The sequence below is a fragment of the Reyranella sp. genome (assembly GCF_004296935.1).
Classification (GTDB): domain Bacteria; phylum Pseudomonadota; class Alphaproteobacteria; order Reyranellales; family Reyranellaceae; genus Reyranella.
This window is the reverse complement of sequence record NZ_SCVH01000075.1, coordinates 22,089-47,605: the sequence shown is the minus strand read 5'-3', so window position 1 is coordinate 47,605 and position 25,517 is coordinate 22,089. Positions and strand designations below refer to the sequence as shown.

Here is a 25,517-nt window from a genome sequence, read left to right as displayed (position 1 = left end):
TCAGGTGCCGACCAGCAGCAAAATCACGCCGGCCACGCTCACCACGATGCCCAGCAGCCCGACCGCATGGAGCTGCTCGCCGCGCAGGAAGAAGAAGCTCAGCACCACGGCGAACAGCGGGAACAGCGCCACCAGCGGCGCCACCAGGGCGATCGAGCCCAGCCCCAGCGCGGCATAGAGAAGGAACGTCGCCGTGCCGTTGGCGAAGCCCACGGCCAGGAACCAGCGCACGCCCGCCGGATGGCCCGGCCCGGCGCGCCACGCCCGGCGTCCGACCAGCGACAGGATCACGACCGTCGACATGGTGTAGCCGATCGCCGCGGCGGCCAGCGGCTCGTGCCACAGCGCGAGGCCGGTCTTGATCGCGGGCTGGATCGAGCCGCGCACCAGCGCCGCCGCCAGCGGCAGGCCAAGGACCCAGACCGACCAGGTCCGGCCGCCCGCACCCCCACGCAAAGCCAGGAGCGCCACGCCGCCCACGACCATGGCCAAGCCCGCCACCTGCCCCGGCCCCAGGCGCTCACCCAGGAACAGCACGGCGCCCAGCACGGCGAACACGGGCGTCACGTTGCCCACGGCGCCCGACACCGCGGGGCCGAGCTTCTCGTTGGAGCGCACCGCCAGGATCGAGACGGCGACGGGAAAGATGCAGCCCACGGCGGCAAAGATCAGGGCTGCTTCCAGGCTGAAGCCCCGCCAGTCGACGAACACGACGGACAACCCCCACGCCACCACCAGCGCCCCGCCGATCGAATAGAGCGGCGAGCGCCACGACGGCATGGTCCGCAAGCCGTACTGGGTCAGGATCAGGGCCAGCGCAAAGCAGAAGGCCGCGGCAAGCGCCAGCAGGACCGGGGCGAGGTTGGCAGCGCCGCTCATCGTCTGCTAGAAGCGCCCGCTTCCGCAGCGGAGAGAAGAATGGACACGCTCACCTACTGGAACGGCACGTGGCACGAGGGCAACCCCGCGATCCTGGGCCCGCGCGACCACGCCATGTGGCTGGGCTCCATCGTATTCGACGGCGGCCGCGCCTTCGAGGGCTGCGGCCCCGACCTCGACCTCCATGCGGAACGCGCCGTGCGCTCGGCCCGCGCGCTGGGCCTGAACCCCAAGCAATCACCCGAAGAGATCCTGAAGCTGATGCACGAGAGCGTGCGCCGCTTCGGCCCCAAGGCAGAACTTTATGTCCGGCCGATGTTCTGGGCCGGCAAGGGCGGCCAGGGCCCGATCTCGGTCGATCCCGACTCGTGCCAGTTCCTCCTCTGCACCTATCTCTCGCCGATGCGCGCCGGCACGCCGCTGACCCTCGGCCTCTGCCGCAGCATCCGCCGGCCGACGCCCGAGAGCGCGCCGACCGACGCCAAGGCAAGCTGCCTCTATCCCAACTCCTCCCGCGGCGTGGCCGAGATGCTGAAGCGCGGCTTCGGCAACGGCATCGTGCTCGACGCCATCGGCAACGTGGCCGAGACCTGCAGTTCCAACGTGTTCCTGGCCCGAAACGGCATCGTCGCCACGCCGGTGCCCAACGGCTCCTTCCTGGCCGGCATCACGCGCAACCGCACGGTGAAGCTGCTGCGCACCGCCGGCATCACCGTCGAGGAGCGGACCGTCACGACCGCCGAGCTCGACGAGGCCGACGAGATCTTCACCACCGGCAATGCCGGCAAGGTGCAGCCGGTCAGCCGCTACGAGGACCGCGACCTGCAGCCCGGCCCGATCGCCGCCCGCGCGCATGAGCTTTATATGGCGTTTGCGCGGACGCAGCGGATCATCTGAGACCAGGCAACGGCACACGAAACGTGCCGCGAAAGATCGCCAGCCGTGCCGCTGCCTGTGCCGCTGCCGGCAAATCGCCGAGCGCGATCAACGATTTGGCAGAAGGTGCGGCACAGCGCCGACGAGCTCGCGAAGCAGGTCCGAACCGCGGCGTTGTTCCACATCGGCTTCAGCATTCCGCGCGTGCGGCCGTGTCGCCGGTGAACACGGCGATCTCGTCCATCACCTGGTCGGCCATGTGATCCCACGAGTCGGGATCCTCGGCCAGCCAGTCCGCCATGCCGCGGCCGCGGGCTTCCTGCTCGGCCGCGACGAGTTCCTCGGGTAGCCGCAGACCGCGCAGCCGATACTCGGCCTCGAGATCGAACATGCGGACGAGATCCTCGTCGTCGCCGATGTCGGCCGCGCGCGTTCCCTTCATCATCCCAAGCTGGTAACAGATCAGCGACAAACCCCGAGCATCCTGCTCTCGCGGGAGGAAGCCATGGCAACCCCATTCGACCTCGTGGTGCGCGGCGGCACCGTGATCGACGGCACCGGCAGCGAGCCGCGCGAGGCCGACATCGCGGTGAAGGACGGCCGCATCGCCGCCGTGGGCAAAGTCGCCGGCGCCGGCCGCGAGGAGATCGGCGCCACGGGCCTCGCCGTCACGCCGGGCTTCGTCGACATCCACACGCATTATGACGGGCAGGCGACCTGGGACGATCGCTTCACGCCCTCGTCCGGCCATGGCGTGACCACGGTGCTGATGGGCAATTGCGGCGTCGGCTTCGCGCCCTGCCGGCCCGAGGACCGCGACACGCTGATCAAGGTCATGGAGGGCGTCGAAGACATCCCCGAGATCGTGATGCGCGAAGGCGTGCCGTGGAACTGGCAGAGCTTCCCCGACTATCTCGACGCGCTGGCCGCGAGACGCTGCGACATCGATTTCGCGACGCAAGTGCCGCACGCGCCGCTCCGCGTCTTCGTGATGGGCCAGCGCGGCGTCGAGCGCGAGCCCGCGACGGCGCAGGATATGGCGGCGATGAGCGCGCTCGTCGAGGAGGGCTTGAATGCGGGAGCGCTCGGCTTCTCGACCTCACGCTCGCTGTTCCACCGCACCTCCGAGGGCGCGCTCACGCCCACCATCACCGCGGCGGAAGAGGAACTGACGGCGATCGCGCGCGGCCTCGGCCGGGCCGGCAAGGGCGTGATCCAGCTGCTCGACGACTTCGCCGACACGACGACCGAGGGTTCGACCGAGTTCGCCATGCTGCGCCGCCTGGTCGAGGCCTCGGGCCGGCCGCTCTCCTTCACCCTGCTCGACATCTCGATCTATCCCAACCGCTGGCAGACGCTGCTGCGCGAGATCGATCGCGCCAACCGCGACGGGCTGGCGATCCGCGGCCAGGTGGCGGCGCGGCCGGTGGCGCTGCTCTACGGGCTGGAACTGTCCTTCCATCCTTTCTCGACCTGCCCGAGCTATCGCGCGGTCGAGGGGCTGCCGCTCGAGGCGAAGCTGGCGCGGCTGCGCGAGCCGGCGCTGAAGGCGCGGCTCCTGGCCGAGGAGCCGGTCTATCGCAATCCGCAGATGCTGGCCTTCATGAGGAGCGTCGGGAACATGTTCGTGCTGGGCGATCCGCCGAACTACACGCCGCCGGCCGCGGAGCGGCTGGACGCGCGCGCCGCCAAACTCGGCATCCCGCCGCTCGAGCTCGCCTATGACCTGCTGGTGGGCGGCGACGGCCGCACCATCCTGTTCCATCCCGGCGCCAACTACACCGACTGCTCCGACGCCAACATGGCGGCCATGCTGCGCGATCCCAACACGGTGATCGCGCTGGGCGACGGCGGCGCGCACTACGGTCTGATCTGCGACGCGAGTTATACGACGCACGCGCTGACCTACTGGATGCGCGACCGTCCCGGCGAACGCCTGCCGCTTGGCTGGACGGTGCAGCAGCTCACCGACACACCGGCGCGCGCCGTGGGGCTGGGCGATCGCGGCCGGCTCGCTGTCGGCTACAAGGCCGATCTCAACGTGATCGATCTCGACCGGCTGAAAGTGTCGGCGCCGCATCCGGTGCACAATCTGCCGGGCGGCGGCCGGCGGCTGGAACAAAAGGCCGAAGGCTATCGCGCCACGGTCGTGGGCGGCGAGATCACGTATCGCGACGGCACCTTCACCGGCGCCCTGCCCGGCCGGCTGGTGCGCGGGGCGCGGTAACTCGTTCTCCTCCCCTTGCGCAGCAGGGGAGGTATTGGCCTCATAGGCTGACGGAGGGGTAATGAATCTCCACTGGAGCTTCTTACCCCGCCGTCGTCGTAAGACGACGATACCTCCTCTTCGCGAAATCCGCGAACAGGGGGATCGAGCCGGCCGGTCTCCTTTACGCTGCTCGACATCTCGCTCTACCTTGATCGCTGACGGACCCTGCCGCGCGAAGTCGAGCGTGCCAATCGCGACGGACCGCCGATCCGCGGGCGGGTGTCGGCTTCACTGATCATACGGCCGTCCTATTCAGGTGCGGCTGGAATTTGAATCTGGACCTTGGTCTCGGCCAGTGTCCCAGGAAGCAAAGCCGCCGCAACGACATTATCGATATAGAGCTGATAGGTTTTTCTACTCAATCCCATCGCTCGTCCAGCGGCAGTGGCAGCTGGATCCGAGAATAGGTCGGACCGCCATATCAGCCGAGTGTAGAGCGCCGGCAACAATCTCGACGAGCTACGAATCCCTAAACTGCCTATGATCACAAAGGTGGAAACTACTCCCATAGAAAATGCTGTTATCGGACCGAAGGTGCCCAACAGATCTCCACGGCCTACTGAAGTATATGCTTCGTAAACAGCGAAAAATGCACCCAAGGATAATCCCGCGCCAAATGTCCAAAAGTACATCTGCGTTAGTCGATCGCGGACTTCTCGATTGGTATCAGCTCCTCCAAAAATAAGGGCCACGAAGCGATCACTTTCGCTTTCCAACCGCTGTGCGTCCCCAACGCGGAAATACTTCCTAAAGATCGAAACGACGCTCAAAGGGGCTCCCACAACTTCGAATACTAACCTCGAATTGAGCCACATCGCGTGCCCTCCCAACCAGGATGATGAGAGACTCAAGTTCGCGAATACGTCCGGTTCTCTCAGATCGCTCGACCGATCCCCAACGACCGCGATATCTCGAACAAATGATAGAACGACCCGTTGAGCCAGAACGTCCGTCATGCGAAGGGCGCGCCACAATACCGAGAGAGCATGGTGTTCTCTTAGCCCCCTGCAACAATCGCATTAGCCGCTAGGGCTTCGGCAAAAGACTTGTGAGAAAACTTGTAGTGGTCGGCTCTCGCTGGGTCCAATTCGAGAACACCATGCGTCCTTACTGCATGTGCGCATGACTCGATTCTTTTCTCAAGATCAGGAATGCGTTCCGACAAAGGCAATCCCACCGAGCCGCCATCGTGGGTCGTCAACCCAAACCAAGACTCCGGTGCTCGCTCTATAAGTTCGGCGATGGTCTTCCGATACTCAACGGCTGACAGGCTATTGCTTCGCCCGCCACTTAGGGCTGCGATCGCACACCCGCTAACAAAGTAGTCAAGTTCTGACCGTCGCAAAGGAATGAATCTCGCCGCTTGCTGTGCGTGGGAAATGTCCGTCACCTGCTTGTCGACTTGACGATCTAGAGAGTAAGAAATGAAGTCCAATATGACATTTGCCGAGTAGACTGTATCACTATCAATTCTGAGAAGGCCGAGGTGCCAAAGACGTGAGACTTGAAAAAGAAAGCTAGGCCTTCGAACCAGTGACAGCAATTCGGCCTGCGCTGTAACTGCTTTGATAAATTCGCGGAGGCGATATGGCTCCATCCATCTCAAGGCAATCTTCATTTGATCCAGATCAAATGGCTGTATTCTTAGTGCCTGGCAATATGCGCCTGACGCGCTAGCTTCACCGACGCGCAGGGCATTCTTTAACTCTTCATCGTCCAAGAAAAAATTCGGCCGGCCCGTAAACAAAACTTTCCCAGTGGGGCAGGCGAATCGCCATAACATTGAAAAGTGATCAATCCGATCAGCGTGGTCGGAAACATTGGCCATCTCATCAAAGGCATCAAATATAAGAAGCGTCCTGCCTGCTCGATGCAACGCCAATAATGCTCGCCCGTTGAGGCCAAACCGACCGCCCCAAGCGCTCAACAATTCCTCTGGGCTAGATGTCTTCGGACTCTGGCCAGTGAGCCGAACTAGAATTGGCAAGCGGCCACCGGTTGCTCTCGCAAATGCCTCATCAAACAGCATTCGATATGTCAGCGCTAAGACTGCCGTGCTCTTCCCCTGTCCATAATCACCGAGCAAGGCGATCTGTCGATTTTGATCGCCTTCTATCCAAGTGGTGATGTGCGCCTCGAACTGTTCAACGACATCGCTTTCGCGGATCTGACCAGATAAGGCCAGCGTCACGGTGCGTATAGATGCTGGAGCAAATATTTTCTTTGCCGGGAAGGATGCGTTCGGAAGATCCTGTTCGGCGAATTGCCGGGCAATTTCTCGACGATATTGTGCAAGAGGGAGCGCGCGAGAAATCAAATCATCAAACTTAATAATTTCTACGTCAGGTGACATCGAAATCAAATCCGTCTGAATTTGCTCTCGGCCCGCGTCGTTATCGATAACTAGCACTAACCTCGGTAATCTCGCCGCCTTCGCTCCGTGGTGGAATTGCTCTCGCAATCGCAGTGAATTCCATTCACTTTGGTCAACACAACACACAATCCAAAATGGTTGATCTAAAGCTGCGTTTGTTCCACGCCATGTCCTCGTCTCCGCTGTCCATGCGTTTCGTTCAACAAGCAATTCAGGCCATGCTGCTTGGGCAAGATCCAGAACTTGCTCATGAAAAGGAAGGTCAATTAGTGGAGATGCTAAGCGTATTCCATCCAATACCTTTCGCCGCTCAACGAACAGCGGATCCCGCGGAGCACGGCGGATCATTCTAAATGACTCAGTTAGTCCATCAGACAAAAAAGAGGTCTGCTCGCCGCGAAGGCGTGCTTCTGCGCCGGATTGAGTAAGCTGCCCATTCCAGGACCGAGCCCAATGCGAGGCGAGCGCCATGAAGCCCAGCACAAAGCCTACCCCTAAGGCCTTATCACTGAAAGATGCAGGCTCGACTGGGAGGCCAAGATATCGAAGCAACGGCTCCCATGGAGAAACATTGAACAAGACGAACAGCGACGACGTGGCCAACAGGCAACACGCTAAGAACGCATAGAAGCTAAAGCGCTTCTCAGTGTAGGTGTTTCGCTTTATGTGAACATACGCCGCGAAGGCCGCAAGAAGAACACCCAACACCAGCGCCAAAAGGGCAATGAATTGCAACCCAAGCGATTGATACCAAGACATTTTGGCGCCCCCCCAAGGGGACGGTAACCAAAGAGTTCAGGGTTAGTCTACGTGAGATTGAGCCTTAGTATGAAAATTCAACTTCGAGCTACCTCAGCGCAAACCCCTCATACCCGTTGGCCGCAATCTCCTCGCACTTCTGGCGGTATTTCGGCGCGCCGCCGGCGTAGGCCATGAAGGTGCGCTTGAGGCGGCCGGGGACGTTCTTGTTGACGCCGGTCATCCAGGAATCGACCTGCATGGCGAGCAGCCGCGAGCCGGTGTCGTGGACATGGGCGGTCCACGCCTCCTCCGCCTGCGGCGTCGCCTCGACGCGCGCCAGGCCCTTCTTCCGCATGTGGTCGAGCAGCGTGGTCACGAAATCGACGTTCTGCTCGATGCAGCGCGGGATGTTGCAGAAGGTCGCGGCGTTGTGCGGGCCGACCAGGGTCAGCATGTTGGGGAAGCCTTCTACGTTGAGGCCGAGATAGGTGTGCGGGCCGTCGGCCCATTTCTGCCTGAGCTTCTGGCCGCCGCGGCCGGTGATGTCGATGCGGTCGAAGGCGCCGGTGATGGCGTCGAAGCCGGTGGCGAAGATGACCATGTCGAAGTCGTACTGGGCGTCGCTGGTCTTGATGCCCGTTGCCGTGATGCGCTCGATCGGCCTCTCGCGCAGGTCCACGAGCCTGACGTTGGGCTGGTTATAGACCTCGTAGTAGCCGCTCTCGAGCGGCACGCGCCGCGTGCCGTAGCCGTGGTTGGTCGGGATCAGTCTGTCGGCGATCCTCTGGTCCTTCAGGCGGGCGCGGATTTTCTTGGTCACGAACGCCGTCATCGCGTCGTTGGCATCCTTGTCCATCAGCACGTCGCGGAAGTTGCCCTGCCAGAAGGCGAACCCGGGCAGGGCATAGAGCTTCTCGAAGAAGGCCTCGCGCTCCTCGGGCGTCACCTCGGTCGCGTGGCGCGGGTCGGCGGTGTGGATGAAGCAGCCCCAGTTGTCCCGGCACTGGGCGAAGATCTGGTCGTAGCGGGCGCGGATCTCCTCCATCTCCTCGGGCGCGATCCTGCTGTTGCGCAGCGGCGTGCACCAGTTGGGCGTGCGCTGGAACACGGTGAGATGGCCCACGGTCTTGGCGATCTCGGTGATGGCCTGGACCCCCGAGGCGCCGGTACCGATCACCGCCACGCGCTTGCCGGCGAAGCTGACGGGATGATGCGGCCACAGGCCCGTGTGATAGCACTCGCCCTTGAAATCGCCGGCGCCCTCGATCACCGGCATGGTCGGCGCCGACAGCGGCCCGATGGCGGTGATCAGGAAGCGCGCGCGGGCGCGGCGTCCATCCTCGAAGACCGCTTCCCATTCGCCGGCCGCGTCGTCCCAGCGCGCCGCCTTCACGCGGGCATTGAAGGTGATGTCGCGGCGCAGGTCGAACTTGTCGGCGAGGAAGTTGCAGTAGCGCAGGTTGTCGGGCTGGCCGGAGAAATGCTCGGACCAGCTCCACTCCTTCAGCACCTCGGGCGAGAAGGAGAAGCCGTAGGTCCAGCTCTCCGAATCGAAGCGGCAGCCGGGATAGCGGTTCCAGTACCAGGTGCCGCCGACGTCGGAACCGGCCTCGTAGACGCGGGCCTTGAAGCCCATCTGGCGCAGCTTCAGGAGCTGGTACATGCCCGACAGGCCGGCGCCGATGACGATGGCGTCCCAGCGCTCGGTGGTGGCTTCGGCTGTGTTGGCCATGGCGTCTCTCCTTGAACCCGGCCCCAGTATAGACCCTCGCCGCGCCGGAACATCCGGCGGCAATGCGACCCGTTCGACGTGCGAATGGCGCCCGTCAGCCCCGGTGCCGCTCGTGGCCGTACATGTTGGCCAGGCGCGCGATCAGGAAGGCCACGTACATGACCCCCAGCACCTGCTCGATGATAATCAGCGCGCGCGCCAGCGGCGTGGCCGGCGTGATCTCGCCGAAACCGGTAGAGGTCAGCACGGTGAAGGAAAAATACATCAGGTCCGACCAGTTGAGCCGGCCGTCGGGCCCGTGGGCCACGGCGGCATTGAAGGCCTGCGGCTCGAAGACCTGCAGCAGGCCGAAGAGGCTGGCGAAGGAAAGCGCGATCAGGATGTAGGCGGCGACGGCGCCGAACACCTTGTCGGTGGTGATGGCGCGGCGGTCGAGCACGTAGCGCAGCAGGGCCACGGTGACGGTGCTGATGAAGGCGGCAGTGGCGGCGAGCGCCAGCGGGCGTATCCAGGTTTCGCCGAGGCGATCGGCCACCAGCGCGTCGATGGTCAGGAAGGCGAGCGCCGCCAGACCCCAGACGAACGGCTGGCGGACGCGCAGCGCCCACACCGCCAGGATCAGGATCACGAACAGGCTGGCGGCGAGCGCCGTGGCGCCGACCATCGATCCCGAGAGCAGCGGATTGAGCAGGATGAACAGGCAGAGCACGGCCACCAGCACGCTGCAGCGGTTGCGCCGGGCATAGGCCACGCGGCGGAGCAGACGGCTGCGGATCACTCGGTCTGGGGCGGCAAGGGTTGAGCGTCGAGCCACGCACGGGCGGCGTGGAGTTCACGGAAGATCGCCAGCGGGCGGCGGACCTGGGCCGCGGCGGCGAAGATCTGCGCCTGGGCGAAGCTTTCATCGGAGGCGGCGACGATCGCCACCGGCCCCATCTGGCCGTGCTGGGCGTAGTAGATGACGCGTTCGCCCAGCGCCTTCAGGTTGGCTTCGCTCAGCGCCATGGGCGTGTGGGTGATCTCGAAGATCTTGGCGTAGGCCATGGCGCCGTCGGCCGTGATGCCGGCGAAATAGCGCTCGATGTCGGCCGGGGTGACGTCGTCCTTGGCGACGGCGACGACCAGCCGGGCGGAATGGGAGACCGTCCAGTGCACGGGCATGGACGGAGCCTACACCCGCATCACGAAGGCGGCCACGACGCCCATCACGATGCCGCCGAGGCAGAGGCCGAAGAAGACGGCGAAGGCGATCAGGGCGCGCTTGAGATGGTGGCGGCCATCGTCGCTCAGCTCGTGCCACCGCAGCGATCGGGAGAAGAACGAAGTCCGGGGCACGTGGCCCGCGGCCTGGGCGCGGCGGTGCACGACGGCGAAATGGACCGTGTGCCAGACGGCCCCGAAGACGGCGGCGATGCCCAGCAGCCAGAACGGCGCGAACATGAGCCAGACGGTGATGTCGGGATCCTCGACCAGGGTCTTTCCTCCCCGCCGCAGTGTCGGACCGACCGACTCGCGCGGTCAAGCCACAGCGGTCCTGATCCGGAGTCGTTCCGCCCGCGTAGCAGGGATATGTGGGAAAGACGCGCCCTTCAGCTTTCGATCGCGATCGCGGCAGCGCTGCCGGTGGTGTCGGGATTGTGGGGCATCGTGCACGGCGCTTCCGACGGCACCAGGACCGACAATCATCACCGCTATCTCAGCGGGCTGCTGCTGGCGATCGGGCTCGGCTACTGGAGCACGGTGCCCGGGATCGAGGCGATGGGCGGACGCCTCAGATTTCTGACGGCGCTGGTCGTCACCGGTGGCTTCGCACGCATGCTCGGCATGGCGCTGGGCGACGCGGTCACGCCGCCGGTGATTGCAGCGCTGGTGATGGAACTCCTCGTGGCGCCGTTGCTCTGCCTGTGGCAGGTGCGCATCGTCTCGAAATCAAGGCGGCATTTCCCGGGGATTGCCCGATTGGCGCCCCATTTAGGACACATCGCGTCGTAACCCTGTGGACTTCCAGAAGCGCAACGGGGAGTTTCGCACCATGGCCGTCACCAACATCGCCAAGGCTTTCGTCTTTGGCTCCGTCCTGCTCAGCCTCGCCGCCTGTGGCGACACCTGGGGCCAACGCGCCGTGACCGGTGGCGGCATCGGCGCCGGTTCGGGTGCCCTGATCGGCGCCGTGACGCCGATCGGTCTCCTGCCCGGCGCCCTGATCGGCGGCGCGGTGGGCGCCGGCGTCGGTGCCGCGACCACGCCGAAGAAATAGGGCCTTCGGGCCGGACGCTACCAGCTCTCCTTCCACGGCCTGAGGTCCATCTCGAAGGTCCAGGCGCTGCGCTTCTGGCGGTGAAGCTGCCAGTAGGCCTCGGCGATGTCGTCGGGCGCCAGGATGGCGTCGGGGCCGGCGTTGTAGCGCTCGGGGAAGTTGGCTTTTATCCATTCGGTGTCGATGGCGCCGTCGATCACGACATGGGCGACATGGATGTTCTGCGGGCCCAGCTCGCGCGCCATCGACTGGGCCAGCGCCCGCACCGCATGCTTGCCGCCGGCGAAGGCGGAGAAGCCGCGGCCGCCGCGCAGGCTCGCGGTGGCGCCGGTGAAGATCATGGTACCCCGGCCGCGCGGCACCATCGCCTTGGCCGCCTCGCGCGCCGTCAGGAAGCCGGCGAAGGCCGTCATCTCCCAGACCTTGCGGTAGACGCGGGCGGTGGTGTCGCGGATGTCGAAGCGGACGTTGCCGCCGATGTTGAAGACGAAGACTTCGATGTCGCCGATCTCGGTCTCGACCTGGCGGAAGAGCTTCTCGACCTCGGCCTCGTCGCGCGCATCGGAACCGAAGGGATGGACCTTGCCGCCCTCCTTCACGATCTCGGCCACCAGATGCTGCAGCTTGTCGGCGCTGCGCCGCGTGACGACGGCGGTAAAGCCCTCGCGCGCGAAGCGGCGGGCGATCGCGCCGCCGGTCGCGTCGCCGGCGCCGATCACGACGCAGACCCTGTCTCTCGCCATGGCGTTTCTCCTTCGTCGGCACTCTGCCGTCGCGACGCTCAGCGCTCAAGCGCCACGCGTTCCACAAACCGGAGAAGCTCGTCCTGCCAGTCCTCGCACCGAGAATCATGCGAGCTCGGCACTTCGGCAAGCGTGAAGTCGATGTGCAGGCCGGTGCCGCCGGGAAAGGCGCGGCCGGTCAGAAGCTCGGCATAGGCGGCACCCGACGCCTGCGCCGTGCTGGTGCCCGGCAAGGCGCGGGCCACCACTGGCAGCACATTCGACCAGGCCCAACGTTCCAGACCCGACCGCTCGCGTGCCAGGCCGGTGCCCGGCATCAGACCGGGATCGAAGGCGATGAAGTGCGGACCGTCGGCCGTCGCCCGCCGCGCCAGGGCATAGACATGCAGGATGACACAGAGCTTCGACGTGGCGTAGCGGTCCATGCCCTGCTGCTTCACCGACGCAGCCGGGTCGAGATCCCCCTTGGCGACGCGGTCGGCGCCGACGAATAGCCCACCCCGGAAGCCGAACATCCGTGCCGCCCGGATCGCCGGGTCGTGCGTGCCGCTCGCGGTCAGAATGACCGGTGCGCCCGGAGCGAGATGCGGCAGGAGTCGCTCGATCAGCACGGCATGCCCCAGGAAGTTCGCCTGGAACGTTTCCTCGTATCCGTCGGCGGTCAGGCGACACGGCCCGGTGATCTGCAATCCGGCATTGGCCGCGAATGACGCAAGCTTGTCGCCGGCGAGGTGCCTCTCCACCAACTCGGCGAAGGTGGTGGTCGAAGCGAGCGACGCCAGATCGAGCGGCAGAATCGTCAACCGCTCGGGGCCGGCCAGCGCCCGGAGCACGGCCGCCGCCTCGGGGCGGCGCGCGCCGACGACGAGGCGGCAGGTCGGATCGGCCAGCAGGCGGCCGGCCAGCTCCAGTCCGATCCCCGAGGTGGCGCCGGTCACGAGATGATGGGAAGAAGACATCGGCATTGGCTCCATAAGCGACGTCCTGAAGATGGTTGCCGCCTCGGAGTCCGTCCATTCGCATGGGAGATCGCCCCTTGGCAGGTGCGCCAAAGCAACGGAAACAGCCGACCCAGGACCGTTCCACGGCCACGGTGGAGGCGATCGTCGAGGCGGCGATTCGCATTCTTCGGACCGACGGCTGGGCCCGGCTCACCACCACCCGTGTCGCCGAACGGGCCGGCGTGTCGGTCGGATCGCTCTATCAGTACTTTCCCAACCGCGAAGCGATCGCCGTCGAAATCGTGCGGCAGCGTACGCGCGCCTTCCTCGACGCGGTGGTTGGCGTCGATCTCGCGGGCGTGACCAATCTCGACGAAGCGTCGCGCCGGGCGATGACGGTGTTCCTTGCCGAGAAGCGGCGCACCCTCGACCTCTCGCTCGCGCTCCGTGATACCTTGCCGGAAGTCCAGGGGCGCCAGGCGATCCTGGAAGAGGCGCGCGTCTACGTCCCCGCCCTCCAAACCAAGTTCGCGGGCGTCGCCGGCGCGATGCTCGACGCGGCGCGGCTCGCCATGGCGCTGGCCGCCGTCGAGGGCACGGTATGGGAAGCGCTGGCCCACGATCCCGGCGTGCTCGACAATCCGACAACGGTGCCCATGCTGGCGCGCGTGTTCATGGCGGCACTGGGCGACGCTACCTCATAGCGGGCTGAACCGATAAACCCCGCTTCTTGAGCTCCGCCGTGGTGAGGCCGGCGCCATTCGGCCGCCAGCCCGGCGGCGCGAACAGGTACATCCAGACCTCGCGCGGCGAGCGGGCCGAGGCGAGATCCTTCGCCAGGCCGATCCACGGCCCGACATTGACGACGAACGGATTGCGCGAGGAGACAACCGGCGAGACCAGCCCGAAATCGCAGGGCACGTCCTTCTTTTCCTCGACATAGGTGCCGAACAGCCGGTCGAAGACGATCAGCACGCCGCCGAAGTTGGCGTCGAGATACTCGGGATTGCGCGCGTGATGGACGCGGTGGCTCGACGGCGTGTTGAGCACATATTCCAGCCAACCGAGCCTCGGGATCCAGTCGGCATGGATCCAGAACTGGTAGAGCAGGTTCAGGAACAGCGCCGTCAGCACAGCCGTCGGCGTGAAGCCCAGCAGCACGAGAGGCGTGAAGAAGAGCGAGGTGCCGGTGAAGCGGCCGAACCAGCCCAGGCGATAGGCGGCGGCGAGGTTGAACTGGTTGGGCGAGTGATGCACCGAATGCGACGCCCAGAACCAGCGCGAGGTGTGCGCGGTCCGGTGGTACCAGTAGTAGAAGAATTCCAGCCCGATGAAGAGCAGCAGCACCGAGCCGACGCTGTCGAGCGACTGGGTGAACAGCCGGTGCTGCCACACCCAGTCGAGCCAGGGTGCTGCCAGCCCATAGGGAATGAACCCCAGCAGGCGGCGGCCGGCGAGGTCGGCCAGCGAGCATGCCCAGGCCTTCCAGTCGTAGGCTTCGGTGCGGCTGCGCGCGAGCCACAGACCCTCGGCCAGGGCCGCGACCACCACCATCGGCAGGAGGGCGAAATAGAGGAAGGCCAGGCTGTCCATGGTGAACTCCTTTGTCTTTGCCGAATGGGAATATATGAGCGATGCTCATGTTTCCGTACTCGCCTTTGCCGCCGGAGCATCGCTGTGGCCGCCCGCCGCCAACCCCCTGAGATCAAACGCAGAATTCCCCGCCAGTCGCGCGCCGCCGAGACCGTGGTGGCGATCCTGGAAGGGGCGGCTCAGATTCTGGAAGCGGGCGGATTGGCCGCCTTCACCACCAATGCGGTGGCCGAACGCGCCGGTGTCAGCATCGGCACGCTCTACCAGTACTTCACCGACAAGAACGCGCTGTTGCTGGCGCTGGCGCGGCGGGAGATGGAAGTGGCCCTGGCCGACGTCGGCCGCGCGCTCCGCGGCGAGAGCGATCCCTCGCTCGAGGGCCGCGTGCGCGCCATGGTGCGGACGATCATCCACGCCTTCCGCGGCCGGCAGCGGGCGCGCAAGGCGGTGGTGCAGGCGATCCTGGCGCAGGGTCTCGGCATCGAGCTGATGGCGCCGGTGGCCTCGTTCATCGCCGCCGCCGGCGCCGAGGTCGGCAGCGGGGCGCACCCGATCCTGCCGGCGCTGTCGCGCGAGCAGCTGTTCGTGATGTCGCGCGCGACGCTCGGCGCCATCCGTGCCGCGGTGCTGGAGGAGCAACCCTTCCTCCGCAGTCGCGCCTTCGAGGACGAGATCGTGCGGCTGGCCGTGGCCTATCTCGGCGCGATCACGGCCGCGGCCGATCCCGGTCGGAATCGAACCACAGTTTGAGCCGGTCGAGCAGCGCGAACAGCGTGCGCTGATCCTTCTCCGGCCAGTCGGCGAAGGCGCGCGCCAGCCCCGGCATGAGAGCCGCGATCGTGGCGCGATGCTTGGCGAGGCCGGCCGGCGTGAGGGCGAGCAGCTTGGAGCGGCCATCGCCGCCGTTGACGCGCTCGCGCAGCCAGCCCTTGGCCACCAGCTTCTGCACGTTCTTGGTGACGCCCGGCTGCGGCTGCTGCAGGGCGCGGGCGATCGAGGTGATGGTCTTGGTCTCGTCCGGCCGATGGCTGAAATGGTTCAGCACGATGAACTGCGGCTTCTGCAGGCCGAGCGGCCGCAGGAGCCGGTTGGCATCGGTCGAGGCCAGCTGGTCGATGATGCCGATCCAGTTGACGATGCGGAAGGCAAGCGGCGGCTCGGTCACGCGGTCACGAAACTGTTGAGCGCCCGTCGGGGCGACGGGCCGGGATCGCCAGCATAGCCCAGGCGGAAGAACATCTGCAGCGTGGCGCCCGCTGCCGTGCCGGTTTGCCTGTGCATGGCCGCGCGCAGCGGGGCCATCTCGGGATATTCCTGCAGCGTCTGGCTGTGCGGCTGAAGGGCCACGCCCAGAGCCGACGCCGCGAGCTGCAGGCGAACGAAGGCGCGACCGGCGGCGATCTGCGTCTCGCGCGCGTTGTCGCCGCTGGCGATCCAGCCGAAGGCGCGGGCGCTGGCGTAGCCTGCCATCACATAATCGCGGCCGCCGTTCCAGGCGAGCGTGCCCGGCGTCATCGCCTTGGCCGGGGTCATCTGGCCGGCATGGCGCAGCGCCCAGATCATCGGCCCTTTCAGCGAAATGCCGTCACGATGGGCGGCGATCTCGGCCGCGCCGATGCGCGCCACATCGATACTCTCCTTGTGGGTGCGATGGGTGTTCATTTCCATCTCCGAGCCGGCGACGGCCAGTTCGCGCAGGCGCTCGACGCTCTCCGCATCGTCGACGAGGACGAGCGGCAACCCCGATGCCGCCTGACCGGCCAGCAACGCTGCCTTGTGCGCGGGATCGAGGGCGCGCGCCTCGAACCTGCCCTTCACCGTGCGTCGACGCGGCACTTCGGCGAACAGCGGATCGACGGCGATCCCCGGTTGCCTGGTGAACGTCACGCGCGCAACCGGTCTGTCGAGGCTCCAGGGACCGTCGGGAAAGAGCGTCACCTCGGTCCGGTAGCCGTCGGCCGCCGCGGCCATCGCGAGGATCTCGAGGAAGCAGCCGTGGCCGATCAGGATCTGGCGCGAGAACGGGTCGGTATGGGGCAGCAGCCGCGCGGCGTCGACGTGGAGGACGATCTCGTCGGGCCGCGAGAGATCGACCGCCCAGGATTGCAGATTGTGCGGGTTGGGCGCGAGCAGCGCCCAGGCGAGCGCCCGCCGCCGCGGATCGGTCTCGTCGGGTCCGGGTCCGCGCCAGCCCTCGACGGCCACGGCCGGCATGGCGTCCAGCCGCGGGACGGCAATCGCGGCCCCGGCCGCCACCACGATGCCGCCACCCAGAATCCGGAGAAAAACCTTGCGCGAAAGAGCCATCGAATCCTCCATAACATTCTATGGAATGTTCTTATATTCGTTGGAATATTTATGCGCAAGCAAAAAATATTCTCCGGAATGCTTTGCTAGATTACGTGGGGCAGCGGCACCGACAGGAGGACGCCGAACTCGCGCGCGAGGTCGCAGCTCACCCGGGCATGCACCTTGCCCTGCTTGTCGAAGAAGCGGCCGGCCGGCGTCACCGGAAAGACGCCCTCGTGCCAGATGCCGGGATGGATGTAGATGCCGAAGCTGCCATCGGACCAGAAGGCCACGAACGACTCGGGCTCGAGGTCGTCGCCGGGTTTGGCCACCGGCACGACGAAGGGCTTGCCGTCGAGCGGCCAGAAGAGCTGGCCGCCGTCGGGGTGGTAGTTGCAATGCCACAGCAACACGCGGTCCTGGGCCAGCGCCACGCCGGGCAGCGCCTTTTCGGGCAGGTCGCGAAAGCCGATGACATAGTGGCCGCCCACCGCCTCGTTGCGACCGATCAGCTCGTTGCCGCGCCACTCGCAGGCGAAGATGCCCTCGGTCGTGCCGCCTTCGATGCCGGTGCCGGCGTCGAGCCTGCGCGAGCCGCTGAGCGGCCACGGCACGATCTCGATCCTGTGCTTCTTGGGGTCGCGCACGATCTCGCCATAGCCCTTGATCGACTCGCGATTGGCGCGGACCAGCGGCACGTCGAGCGTCTTCAGCCCTTTGGGGATATCGGGATTGAGATAATCGAAGACGACGCCGTCGCTCATGACGCCTCCTTACGCCGCCTTGCCGAGATCCTCGCCGGCCAGCGCACGCTCGATCAGCGACACGACATTGTCGCGGCCATAGAGCTTGATGAAGGCGCCCATGCGCGGCCCCTGCTCGCTGCCCAGAAGCACCTCGTAGAGCGCCTTGAACCACTGGCGCAGCTCTTCCTTGGCGAAGTGGCGCTTGCCGGCCTCATAGACCTCGTGCTGGATGAACTCCGCGCTTTCGTCCTCGGGGATCTTGCGCAGCGTGTCGGCGAGATCCTGGAGCGCCGCGCGTTCCTTGCCGACGGGCAATCTGAACTTCTTCGAGGACTTCACGAAGTCCTGATAGTAGGCCACGGCGCCCTGCAGCAGGCGATCGAGGTAGGGCGCGGTCTCGGGTGTGGCACCCGGCACGTAGCGCCGCAGGTATTGCCACAGCACATCCTTGTCGTCGGTGTGCGCCACGCTCGCCAAGTTCAGCAGCATGCCGAAATTGACACCGGCTGCCGAATTGGCCGGCGCCTTGCCGTCGTGGATGTGCCAGGCGGGATTCTCCAGCACCTTCGCCGGCTCCTCGGCCGGCATCTTCTCGATCGCGGCGAGATAATCGTCGATGGCGCGCGGGATCACGTCGAAGTAGAGCCGCTTGGCGCGCCGGGGCTGCTGCTGCATGTAGAGCGCCAGCGATTCGGGCGGCGCATAGCGCAGCCACTCCTCGACCGAGAGCCCGTTGCCCTTGGACTTGGAGATCTTGCGGCCCTGGTCGTCGAGGAAGAGCTCGTAGTTGAAGCCCTCCGGCGGCTTGCCGCCCAGGATCCTGACGATCTTTGCCGAGAGTTCGGCCGAAGGAATGAGATCCTTGCCGTACATCTCGTAGTCGACATCGAGTGCGAACCAGCGGCCGGCCCAGTCGGCCTTCCACTGCAGCTTGACGTTGCCGCCGGTGACGGGCGTCTCGACCAGCGAGCCGTCCTCGTCGCGATAGACGATGGTGCCGGCATCGGGGTCGGTCCTGACCACCGGCACCTGCAGCACGCGGCCGGTCTTGGGCGAGATCGGCAGGAAGATCGAATAAGTCTGCTGCCGCTCCTCGCCCAGGGTCGGCAACATCACCGCCTGGACCTCATCGTAATGGCGCAGCATGGCGAGCAGCATCGGATCGAAGCGGCCCGACTTGTACCACTCGGTCGCCGACTGGAACTCGTACTCGAAGCCAAAGGAATCGAGGAAAGCGCGCAGGCGGGCGTTGTTGGCGGCACCGAAGCTCGGATGCTCGTTGCTGAAGGGATCGGGCACCGCCGTCAGCGGCTTGCCGAGATGGGCCGCCAGCATTTCCCTATTTGGCACGTTGTCCGGCACTTTGCGCAGACCGTCCATGTCGTCGGAGAAGCAAAACAGCCGCGCCGGCACATCGCTCAGGCGACGAAACGCCTGGCGCACCATCGTGGTGCGCACGACTTCGCCAAATGTGCCGATGTGCGGCAGGCCCGACGGACCGTAGCCGGTCTCGAACAGCACATAACCCTTGGCCGGCGGTTTGCCGCCGATGCGGGCGACAAGCTTGCGGGCTTCTTCAAAGGGCCACGCGCGCGCGGCTTCGGCGAGGGAACGATCGATCTGGGACATGGTTGACCAAGTTGGGGGCCGCCAAACTAGGTGCGGCGGCCATTTGCGTCAATTGCAGGGACTTCCGGAGTACCGTGCAAGCAATGCGCAATCGGCCCGTTCTGGACGCGTTCGGTCGCCTCTTCGCTCTCACGGTCGTTCATGGCTTGCCGACAGACGACGGCGCGGCGTGCCCCCGGGGCCCAGAACTCCTAGCCGGAAACCGCCCGCATCGTACGATGATACAGTTGCACGATCAGCAAGACAAACACGACAGGCGAGGCGATCATCGCCACGCTTGCGAAATTGTCACCGACCACCTTGAATGGCGCATCACTCCCTGTGGCGCCAACGACGCCGGCAAAGACGACACCAAAAAGGCTTTCACCGACGATAAGACCTGTCGCGGCCAGAACGCCCATGCGCTTTGCGAATTCAGGTCGCGACTGCCGATCCGACCACCGATCGTAGGCCCAGCCGATCGCGGCGCCGAGCGGAATCAGCAAGGTCATCGACATCGGAAGATAGATCCCCATCCCGACGCCCAGCGGCGGCAAGCGCGTCTTGCCCGCCCTTCCCATCGCCTCGTCGATCAGGATGACGATCATGCCGATGCCGCAGCCCACCCCGATCAGGGTCCAATCGAGGCTGCCGCCCAGGACGCCCGTGGCCAACGCCGAGATCAGTGCCGCCTGTGGGGCAGCGAGCGCCTGGGAACCGGCACCTGGTGCTCCGGCGAAACCAAAGGCGGTATTCAGGAGGTCGAGCACCGGCGGGATGACCAGGGACCCGAATACCACGCCTAGGATCAGAGCCACTTGCTGCCGCCATGGCGTCGCGCCGACCAGTTGCCCGGTCTTGAGATCCTGAAGGTTGTCATTGGAAATGGTCGCGATGCTGAACACGAGGGCGGTAGTGAATAGAGCATAGGCAACCAGGGCTCGCGACGTGGACGCATCGCCGCCTTGCCCGAAGTAGAGCACGAGCAGCAAAGAGGCTCCGAGGATGGCAAGAATGCCAACCCCCGAAATCGGACTGTTCGACGCGCCGATAAGGCCAGCCATGTAGCCGCACACCGCCGCGACCAGCGCGCCGGCGACCACCACATAGACCAGCGTCGCGGAGATCACGACCGCCGCATGGTCCGCGACGGGCCCGCTCTTGGCGAACCACCACAGTAAGGCAGCAATGGGCAGAAGCGACAGGACGACGGTGCCGCCGACGATACCGATCGGCAGGTCGCGCTCGATGACATCGAGCATCACTCCGCCGCGTCGCGCCTGCGCCGAGGCCATCGCAGCCTTCACGCCGCTCACGATGGGCTGCAAGATCTTCAAGAGGGTCCAGATCGCGGCGATGCCAATTGTGCCAGCACCGATGAAGCGGATCTCCTGGCCGAATATCGCCGAGACGACTTCGTCGGCGGGCCCAGTGACGCCGCGCTGTGCGGTCAAATAAGGCACCAGGATTGCCCAACAGAGGGCGGTTCCCAGAAGCATGGCAATGCCGACAGACAACCCGACCAGATGTCCGATCCCGATCAGTGCCATCGAGAAACTCGCCGAAAGCCCGGTCGCAGCACTTCCGACCTTGAAGCGAACCGCCACATGGGACGCCACCAACTTCATGGCTGCCAGGACGGCAAACCCCGCGGAGATCAGCCCAGCCCAAATGATGACGCGAAGGCCGCGGGCGTTCTCCTCCGCTCCTTCCTGAGATGTCGAGCCGACTTTCAAAACCGCGGCCGCCGCCACGCCTTCGGGATAAGGTAGGTCCGATCCCGTCACCAGAGCACGCCGCAGGGGGATAGAATACATGACGCCTAGAATCCCGCCGATCGCGCACGCGGCCGCTGTCATCCAGTACGGAAAGCCCTGCCACCAACCGATCATGACCAGTCCCGGCAGGACGAAGATGATCGCCGCCAGCGTTCCGGCTGCAGAAGCAATGGTCTGCACGATGTTGTTCTCGAGGATATTGCTGTTCCCAAGAAGCCTGAGCAGGGCCATGGAGATGACGGCCGCAGGGATGGAAGTGGCAAAAGTCAGTCCGACTTTCAGTCCGAGATAGACATTGGCGGTGGTGAACAGCACGGTGATTACCGCACCCAACGCCATGCCGCGCAGAGTAAAGTCCCGCATCAAAGGCTTTCCCAACTTCCCTGTCGCAGTAGAGCGCGATTGTAGCTAATCGGCAATCCAACGTGCCGGCCGATTGCGGCAAAGGCACCGCCGGCCCACAGCGCCTAGCGAGTCATGAACAAGCCCGTCGTGATCGCCGCCGGCGGCCTTCCGGCCATGGTGCGCCACGCTATCGCTTCGCGCCCAGCAAGGCCAAAGCCTCCTTGGCGGCGCGCAAACCCGAGGCATAGGCGCCGCCCACCCGCGTCGCCCACACCGGATCGGTCGCCTCGCCGGCGAAGAAGACGCGGTCGTGATGCGGCTGCGCCAGCACCGCGCGCTTGTCGGCGTGGCCGGGCCGGGCCACCGACCACGAGCCCAGCGCGTAAGGATCCCGGCCCCAGCGGGTGGCGTGCGACTGCGCGAGGGCGCCCCGCAGATCGTCGCCGAAGATCTCCGCCAGTGCCGACAAGGCGAAGGTGACCGCGGCACGCCCGCCCTCCTCCTCGAGTGCGCGGGCCTGCGCGCCGCCGATGAAGACGATCGCGGCATCGCGATTGGCCGGCCGCACGATGGCGTCGAAGGCGAATCCCTTGCCTGTCAGCGCGGTCACGCTACGGCCCGCCGGGGCGTCGATCACCTTGCGCGAGAACAGCAGGGCCACCTTGTTGAAGGATGCCATCGGCAGCTGGGCGATGGCCTCGCGCCTGGCGGCGCTCAATTGCGGCGCGAAGCCGAAATTGCCGGTCGCCAGAACGCCGGTCGGCACGGTGACGATGGCGGCCCGGGCGCGGATCTGGCCCGCGGTGGTCTCGAGCGCTACCTGGGTGCCGGTCGAATCGATCCTGACGACGCGGGCGCCCAGCTTCACCGGCACCTTGGCGCCCCAGCGCGCGATCATCGCGCCCATGCCCTCGGCGATGGCGTATTGCGGCTCGGCCTCGGGCTGGCGGGTGAAGTCGCGCGCCGACAGCTCACCATTCTCGACGCCCTGCTCCAGCGGCCCGACCATCGCGTAGGCCAGGCGTTCCAGGGAGTCCTGCGGTACCAGCAGCCGGCCGACCGCCACGTCGGGCTGCTTCTTCAGCGCCTCGGCGATCCGGCGCGTGGCCTCGTTGGCGATCTTCTCGAAACGCTCATAATCCTCTTTCGAGAGTTCCTTGCCCGCGAGGTACATGGCCTGCTCGGACCGGTCGAGGATCGCCTTGGCGGCCGCCTCGCGCACGATCGCCATGGCTGGATTGATCTTGCCGGCCTCGATCCATTGCGCCCCATGATCGAAGGGAAAGCCGAAGGTCGTGCTGTCAGTGAAAGCACGGCCGCCGATGCGCTCGCGCACCTCGACCACCTGCACGCTCTTGCCCGCCGCCATCAGGGTTCGCGCCGCGGCGAGACCGGCCACGCCGGCACCCACGATCGCCACGTCGGGATCGGCCGCATGGGCCGGCAACGCAACGGCCGTTCCCAAAGCGGACATCAACAGGCTGCGGCGATCGAGAAACCTGCGGGGCAAGGTCATTGACAGCCATTGTATGCTATCGAAACCGAAATGGCGTCTTCCCCTCCAACCTGGCCGGCCTTGATCGCAACGGCGCGCGGCGCCTTGTGGCGCCTGCCGGATGGCCGCATCGAGCGCGTGTCGGCGTCCGACGCCGCCTTGCGCGCCGCCGGCAGTGGCCCATTGGTCTGCCACGCGCCTGCGGTCGCGGCGCGGCTCGGGCTCGACGATCTGCCGGCGCGCGACCTGCTGGAACTTTACGCCTTCGTGCGACCGGCGACCTTCTGTCTGCCGACCCCACGCGGCCTCTGCGAGGCGCTCGATCTACCGATCCCGGCCACGCCCGAAGAAGAGGTGGCGAGCCTGCCCGAGGTCGCACGCGCCCTGCTCAACGAATTGGACGATATGGCGGCGTTGGCGTCGCCCGACCTGAAGGACACAGCACTCGCCATGGCGCGAGGCAAGTGGCCATGGGGTGACGTGGTCCTGGCGGCGCTGGGTATCGAACAAGCCGCCAGGAAGCCGCGACCCGGCGCCGGCCTCGATGTCTGGCGCACCCTGCCGCAATGGGAGGAACCGCCACCCGCACCACCGCCGGGCAGCGCACCCGTCGAGTCGCGCGAGGCGCGGTTGCGTCTGGCGCAAATGATCTCGGCCGGCCCCAACATGGCCGAGGCGCGACCGACCCAGAGCGACTACGCATCCGCCGCCAGCCAGGCCTTCGCGCCCCGCGAGGAAGAGGACAAGCCCAACGTCGTGCTGGTCGAAGCCGGCACGGGCGTCGGCAAGACATTGGGCTACGTCGCGCCTGCGTCGCTGTGGGCCGAGAAGAACGGCGCGCCGGTGTGGATCGCCACCTACACCCGCAACCTGCAGCGCCAGATCGACAACGAACTCGACCGGCTGCATCGCGATTCGTCCGAAAAGCGCCGCCGCGTGGTGATCCGGAAGGGCCGCGAGAACTATCTCTGCCTGCTGAACTTCCAGGAGGCGGTGCAGCGAAGCGGCCTGCAGCCGGAGAACGCCGTCGGCCTCGGCCTGCTGGCGCGCTGGGCGCTGGCCAGCCGCGACGGCGACATGATCGGAGGCGATCTCCCCGCCTGGCTGCTCGACCTCGTCGGCCGCAGTCGCGTCACCCGTCTCGCCGACCGGCGCGGCGAGTGCATCTATTCGGCTTGCGAGCACTACCGGAAGTGCTTCGTCGAACGCACCATCCGTCGCGCCCGCCAGGCCGACATCGTGATCGCCAACCACGCGCTGGTGATGATCCAGGCGGCGATGGGCGGCCTCGACGATGCGACGCGACCGTTGCGCTACGTCTTCGACGAGGGCCATCACTTGTTCGATGCCGCCGACGGCGCTTTCGGTGCGCACCTGAGCGGCGTCGAGGCTTCCGACCTCCGGCGCTGGATCCTGGGCGCCGAGGGACGGCGCGGCAGCCGCGCCCGCGGCCTCGAACGGCGCGTCAGCGATCTTTTGGGCGAGGATGTCGAAGCTCTGAACGCGCTGAAGCGGCTGCTCGATCTAGCGCAACGCCTGCCCGGCACCAACTGGCAGACGCGGCTGGCCGACGGCACGGTGCTGGGCCCGGCCGAGGAGTTCCTGGCGCTCGTGCGCCAGCAGGTCCGCGCCCGGTCGGCCGGCGACGACCAGGGTTTTGGCCAGGAATGCGACGTGCGGCCGCTCAATCCCGGCCTCATCGAAGCCGCCGACCAGCTCGCCCAGTCGCTGGAGCAGATGCTGGTGCCGGTGCGCCGCCTGCGCCAGGCCTTGCGCGCCAAGCTCGAGACCGAAGCCGAGTCGCTCGATTCCGGCCAGCGCGGGCGCATCGAAGGTGTGGCCCGTTCGCTCACTAACCGGTGCGAAGTCACGCTCGAAGCCTGGCGCGCCATGCTGCGCGGTCTGCACAACGATCCTGACCCCGCCTTCGTCGACTGGTTCGCCGTCGAGCGCAGCCAGCAGCGCGAGGTCGATGTCGGCATGTACCGCCACTATCTCGATCCCACCGAGCCGTTCGTGAATTCGGTGATCCGGCCGTCGCACGGCGCGGTCATCACCTCGGCGACCTTGCGCGATTCGTTGGGCGTGCCGGCCGCCGCCAACGACGAGGCGCCCGACATGAACGCCGATTGGGCGGTGGCCGAGGCGCGAACCGGTACAAAACACCTGCTTCAACCGGCAATGCGTGCGTCGATGGCCTCGCCGTTCGACTATGCCCATGCCACCAAGGTGCTGATCGTCAAGGACGTGCGGCGCGACGATTCCGACCAGGTGGCGGCGGCTTACCGCGAACTGTTCGTGGCGGCGGGTGGTGGCGCGCTGGGGCTGTTCACCGCCATCGGAAGATTGCGCGCCGTGCACCAGCGCATCGCACCGGCGTTGGAAGAAGCGGGCTTGCCTCTTTACGCGCAGCATGTGGGTGGCATGGACGCGGCCACTCTGGTCGACATCTTCCGCGCCGAAGAGCATTCCTGCCTGCTCGGCACAGATGCCGTGCGCGACGGCGTCGATGTGCCGGGACGCTCGCTCAGGCTGATCGTGTTCGACCGCGTGCCGTGGCCACGCCCCGACATTCTCCATCGCGCCCGGAAAGCGGCGTGGAAAGCCGCAGGTGCGGGCGCCACCGCCTACGATGACATGCTGGCGCGACTTCGCCTGAAACAGGCCTATGGCAGGCTGATCCGCCGTGGCGACGATCGCGGCGTGTTCGTGATGCTGGACTCGCGCCTGCCGACGCGGCTGCTCGGCGCCTTTCCGCCGGGGGTCAGCGTCGACCGCGTCGGCCTCGCCGACGCAGTGGCGGCGACGCGCGATTTCCTGTCCTCTACGGATGCCTGAACCGGAGAATTGC

24 protein-coding genes are annotated in these 25,517 nt (G+C 66.0%); 7 read left to right on the top strand and 17 right to left on the bottom strand.

Features of this window, described 5'->3' with window-relative positions; all coding sequences use genetic code 11:
* A complete protein-coding gene (locus EPO55_RS10110; protein ID WP_296336598.1) occupies positions 1-879 on the bottom strand; it encodes a DMT family transporter in 879 nt (292 codons plus the stop codon).
* 39 nt (positions 880-918) lie between these two features.
* Between EPO55_RS10110 and EPO55_RS10105 the strand changes: the two genes are divergently transcribed.
* The gene (locus EPO55_RS10105; protein ID WP_296336597.1) at positions 919-1,776 is read left to right on the top strand and encodes a branched-chain amino acid aminotransferase; all 858 of its coding nucleotides are present in this window, start codon (positions 919-921) and stop codon (positions 1,774-1,776) included.
* Between the two features lie 169 nt (positions 1,777-1,945).
* Here the strand turns inward: EPO55_RS10105 and EPO55_RS10100 are convergent, their stop codons facing one another.
* Complete coding sequence (locus tag EPO55_RS10100) at positions 1,946-2,227, bottom strand: hypothetical protein (RefSeq protein ID WP_296336596.1); 282 nt, start codon at positions 2,225-2,227, stop codon at positions 1,946-1,948.
* 33 nt (positions 2,228-2,260) lie between these two features.
* Between EPO55_RS10100 and EPO55_RS10095 the strand changes: the two genes are divergently transcribed.
* The gene (locus EPO55_RS10095; protein WP_296336594.1) at positions 2,261-3,982 is read left to right on the top strand and encodes an amidohydrolase family protein; all 1,722 of its coding nucleotides are present in this window, start codon (positions 2,261-2,263) and stop codon (positions 3,980-3,982) included.
* A gap of 290 nt (positions 3,983-4,272) precedes the next feature.
* Here EPO55_RS10095 and EPO55_RS10090 read toward each other — a convergent pair whose 3' ends face one another.
* The 6 genes from EPO55_RS10090 to EPO55_RS10065 all read right to left on the bottom strand — a co-directional run bounded on the left by EPO55_RS10090 (position 4,273) and on the right by EPO55_RS10065 (position 10,311).
* Positions 4,273-4,839 carry a hypothetical protein gene (locus EPO55_RS10090; RefSeq protein ID WP_296336593.1) on the bottom strand — a complete coding sequence of 189 codons (567 nt, stop codon included), beginning with the start codon at positions 4,837-4,839 and terminating at the stop codon, positions 4,273-4,275.
* Between the two features lie 182 nt (positions 4,840-5,021).
* Positions 5,022-7,157, bottom strand: coding sequence for a hypothetical protein (locus EPO55_RS10085; RefSeq protein WP_296336592.1), 2,136 nt, complete (start codon positions 7,155-7,157; stop codon positions 5,022-5,024).
* Positions 7,158-7,245: 88 nt separating this feature from the next.
* On the bottom strand, positions 7,246-8,871 hold the full coding sequence (locus EPO55_RS10080; RefSeq protein WP_296336590.1) for an NAD(P)/FAD-dependent oxidoreductase: 1,626 nt from the start codon (positions 8,869-8,871) through the stop codon (positions 7,246-7,248).
* Positions 8,872-8,965: 94 nt separating this feature from the next.
* Positions 8,966-9,649, bottom strand: coding sequence for a potassium channel family protein (locus EPO55_RS10075; RefSeq protein ID WP_296336589.1), 684 nt, complete (start codon positions 9,647-9,649; stop codon positions 8,966-8,968).
* Positions 9,646-10,032 carry a hypothetical protein gene (locus EPO55_RS10070; RefSeq protein WP_296336588.1) on the bottom strand — a complete coding sequence of 129 codons (387 nt, stop codon included), beginning with the start codon at positions 10,030-10,032 and terminating at the stop codon, positions 9,646-9,648. The genes EPO55_RS10075 and EPO55_RS10070 overlap by 4 nt, the downstream gene beginning before the upstream one ends.
* 9 nt (positions 10,033-10,041) lie before the next feature.
* Positions 10,042-10,311: a hypothetical protein gene (locus EPO55_RS10065; RefSeq protein WP_296336587.1), complete on the bottom strand. Its 270-nt coding sequence runs from the start codon at positions 10,309-10,311 to the stop codon at positions 10,042-10,044.
* 129 nt (positions 10,312-10,440) lie between these two features.
* Between EPO55_RS10065 and EPO55_RS10060 the strand changes: the two genes are divergently transcribed.
* A complete protein-coding gene (locus EPO55_RS10060; protein WP_296336586.1) occupies positions 10,441-10,863 on the top strand; it encodes a DUF4345 domain-containing protein in 423 nt (140 codons plus the stop codon).
* Positions 10,864-10,903: 40 nt separating this feature from the next.
* The gene (locus EPO55_RS10055) at positions 10,904-11,128 is read left to right on the top strand and encodes a hypothetical protein (RefSeq protein WP_296336585.1); all 225 of its coding nucleotides are present in this window, start codon (positions 10,904-10,906) and stop codon (positions 11,126-11,128) included.
* 17 nt (positions 11,129-11,145) lie between these two features.
* Here the strand turns inward: EPO55_RS10055 and EPO55_RS10050 are convergent, their stop codons facing one another.
* Positions 11,146-11,871 (bottom strand): SDR family oxidoreductase, encoded by a 726-nt coding sequence (locus EPO55_RS10050; protein WP_296336584.1) that lies wholly within the window; start codon positions 11,869-11,871, stop codon positions 11,146-11,148.
* A 38-nt stretch (positions 11,872-11,909) separates the two neighbouring features.
* Positions 11,910-12,830 carry an SDR family NAD(P)-dependent oxidoreductase gene (locus EPO55_RS10045; RefSeq protein WP_296336582.1) on the bottom strand — a complete coding sequence of 307 codons (921 nt, stop codon included), beginning with the start codon at positions 12,828-12,830 and terminating at the stop codon, positions 11,910-11,912.
* A 62-nt stretch (positions 12,831-12,892) separates the two neighbouring features.
* Between EPO55_RS10045 and EPO55_RS10040 the strand changes: the two genes are divergently transcribed.
* Positions 12,893-13,516 carry a TetR/AcrR family transcriptional regulator gene (locus EPO55_RS10040; protein ID WP_296336580.1) on the top strand — a complete coding sequence of 208 codons (624 nt, stop codon included), beginning with the start codon at positions 12,893-12,895 and terminating at the stop codon, positions 13,514-13,516.
* Here EPO55_RS10040 and EPO55_RS10035 read toward each other — a convergent pair.
* Positions 13,506-14,405, bottom strand: a complete 900-nt coding sequence (locus EPO55_RS10035; RefSeq protein ID WP_296336579.1) for a sterol desaturase family protein — start codon at positions 14,403-14,405, stop codon at positions 13,506-13,508. The two genes, EPO55_RS10040 and EPO55_RS10035, sit on opposite strands and share 11 nt — an antisense overlap.
* A gap of 84 nt (positions 14,406-14,489) precedes the next feature.
* Here EPO55_RS10035 and EPO55_RS10030 point away from each other — a divergent pair, with 84 nt between their 5' ends.
* Positions 14,490-15,155: a TetR/AcrR family transcriptional regulator gene (locus EPO55_RS10030; protein ID WP_296336578.1), complete on the top strand. Its 666-nt coding sequence runs from the start codon at positions 14,490-14,492 to the stop codon at positions 15,153-15,155.
* On the opposite strand, the gene EPO55_RS10025 is transcribed toward EPO55_RS10030, so the two are convergent.
* The 6 genes from EPO55_RS10025 to EPO55_RS10000 form a co-directional block, all read right to left on the bottom strand.
* Positions 15,112-15,570 (bottom strand): MarR family winged helix-turn-helix transcriptional regulator, encoded by a 459-nt coding sequence (locus EPO55_RS10025; protein WP_296336577.1) that lies wholly within the window; start codon positions 15,568-15,570, stop codon positions 15,112-15,114. The genes EPO55_RS10030 and EPO55_RS10025 overlap by 44 nt on opposite strands.
* A complete protein-coding gene (locus tag EPO55_RS10020) occupies positions 15,567-16,712 on the bottom strand; it encodes a twin-arginine translocation pathway signal protein (RefSeq protein ID WP_296336575.1) in 1,146 nt (381 codons plus the stop codon). The genes EPO55_RS10025 and EPO55_RS10020 overlap by 4 nt, the downstream gene beginning before the upstream one ends.
* An 86-nt stretch (positions 16,713-16,798) precedes the next feature.
* Positions 16,799-17,458: an ureidoglycolate lyase gene (locus tag EPO55_RS10015; protein ID WP_296336574.1), complete on the bottom strand. Its 660-nt coding sequence runs from the start codon at positions 17,456-17,458 to the stop codon at positions 16,799-16,801.
* A 9-nt stretch (positions 17,459-17,467) separates the two neighbouring features.
* Positions 17,468-19,069, bottom strand: coding sequence for a lysine--tRNA ligase (locus EPO55_RS10010; protein ID WP_296336571.1), 1,602 nt, complete (start codon positions 19,067-19,069; stop codon positions 17,468-17,470).
* A gap of 191 nt (positions 19,070-19,260) precedes the next feature.
* Complete coding sequence (locus EPO55_RS10005) at positions 19,261-21,189, bottom strand: oligopeptide transporter, OPT family (protein ID WP_296336569.1); 1,929 nt, start codon at positions 21,187-21,189, stop codon at positions 19,261-19,263.
* Positions 21,190-21,358: 169 nt separating this feature from the next.
* Positions 21,359-22,645, bottom strand: a complete 1,287-nt coding sequence (locus tag EPO55_RS10000; protein ID WP_296336567.1) for an NAD(P)/FAD-dependent oxidoreductase — start codon at positions 22,643-22,645, stop codon at positions 21,359-21,361.
* Positions 22,646-22,717: 72 nt separating this feature from the next.
* On the opposite strand from EPO55_RS10000, the gene EPO55_RS09995 reads away from it, so the two are divergent.
* Positions 22,718-25,504, top strand: a complete 2,787-nt coding sequence (locus EPO55_RS09995; RefSeq protein WP_296336565.1) for an ATP-dependent DNA helicase — start codon at positions 22,718-22,720, stop codon at positions 25,502-25,504.
* Positions 25,505-25,517: the final 13 nt, after the last annotated feature.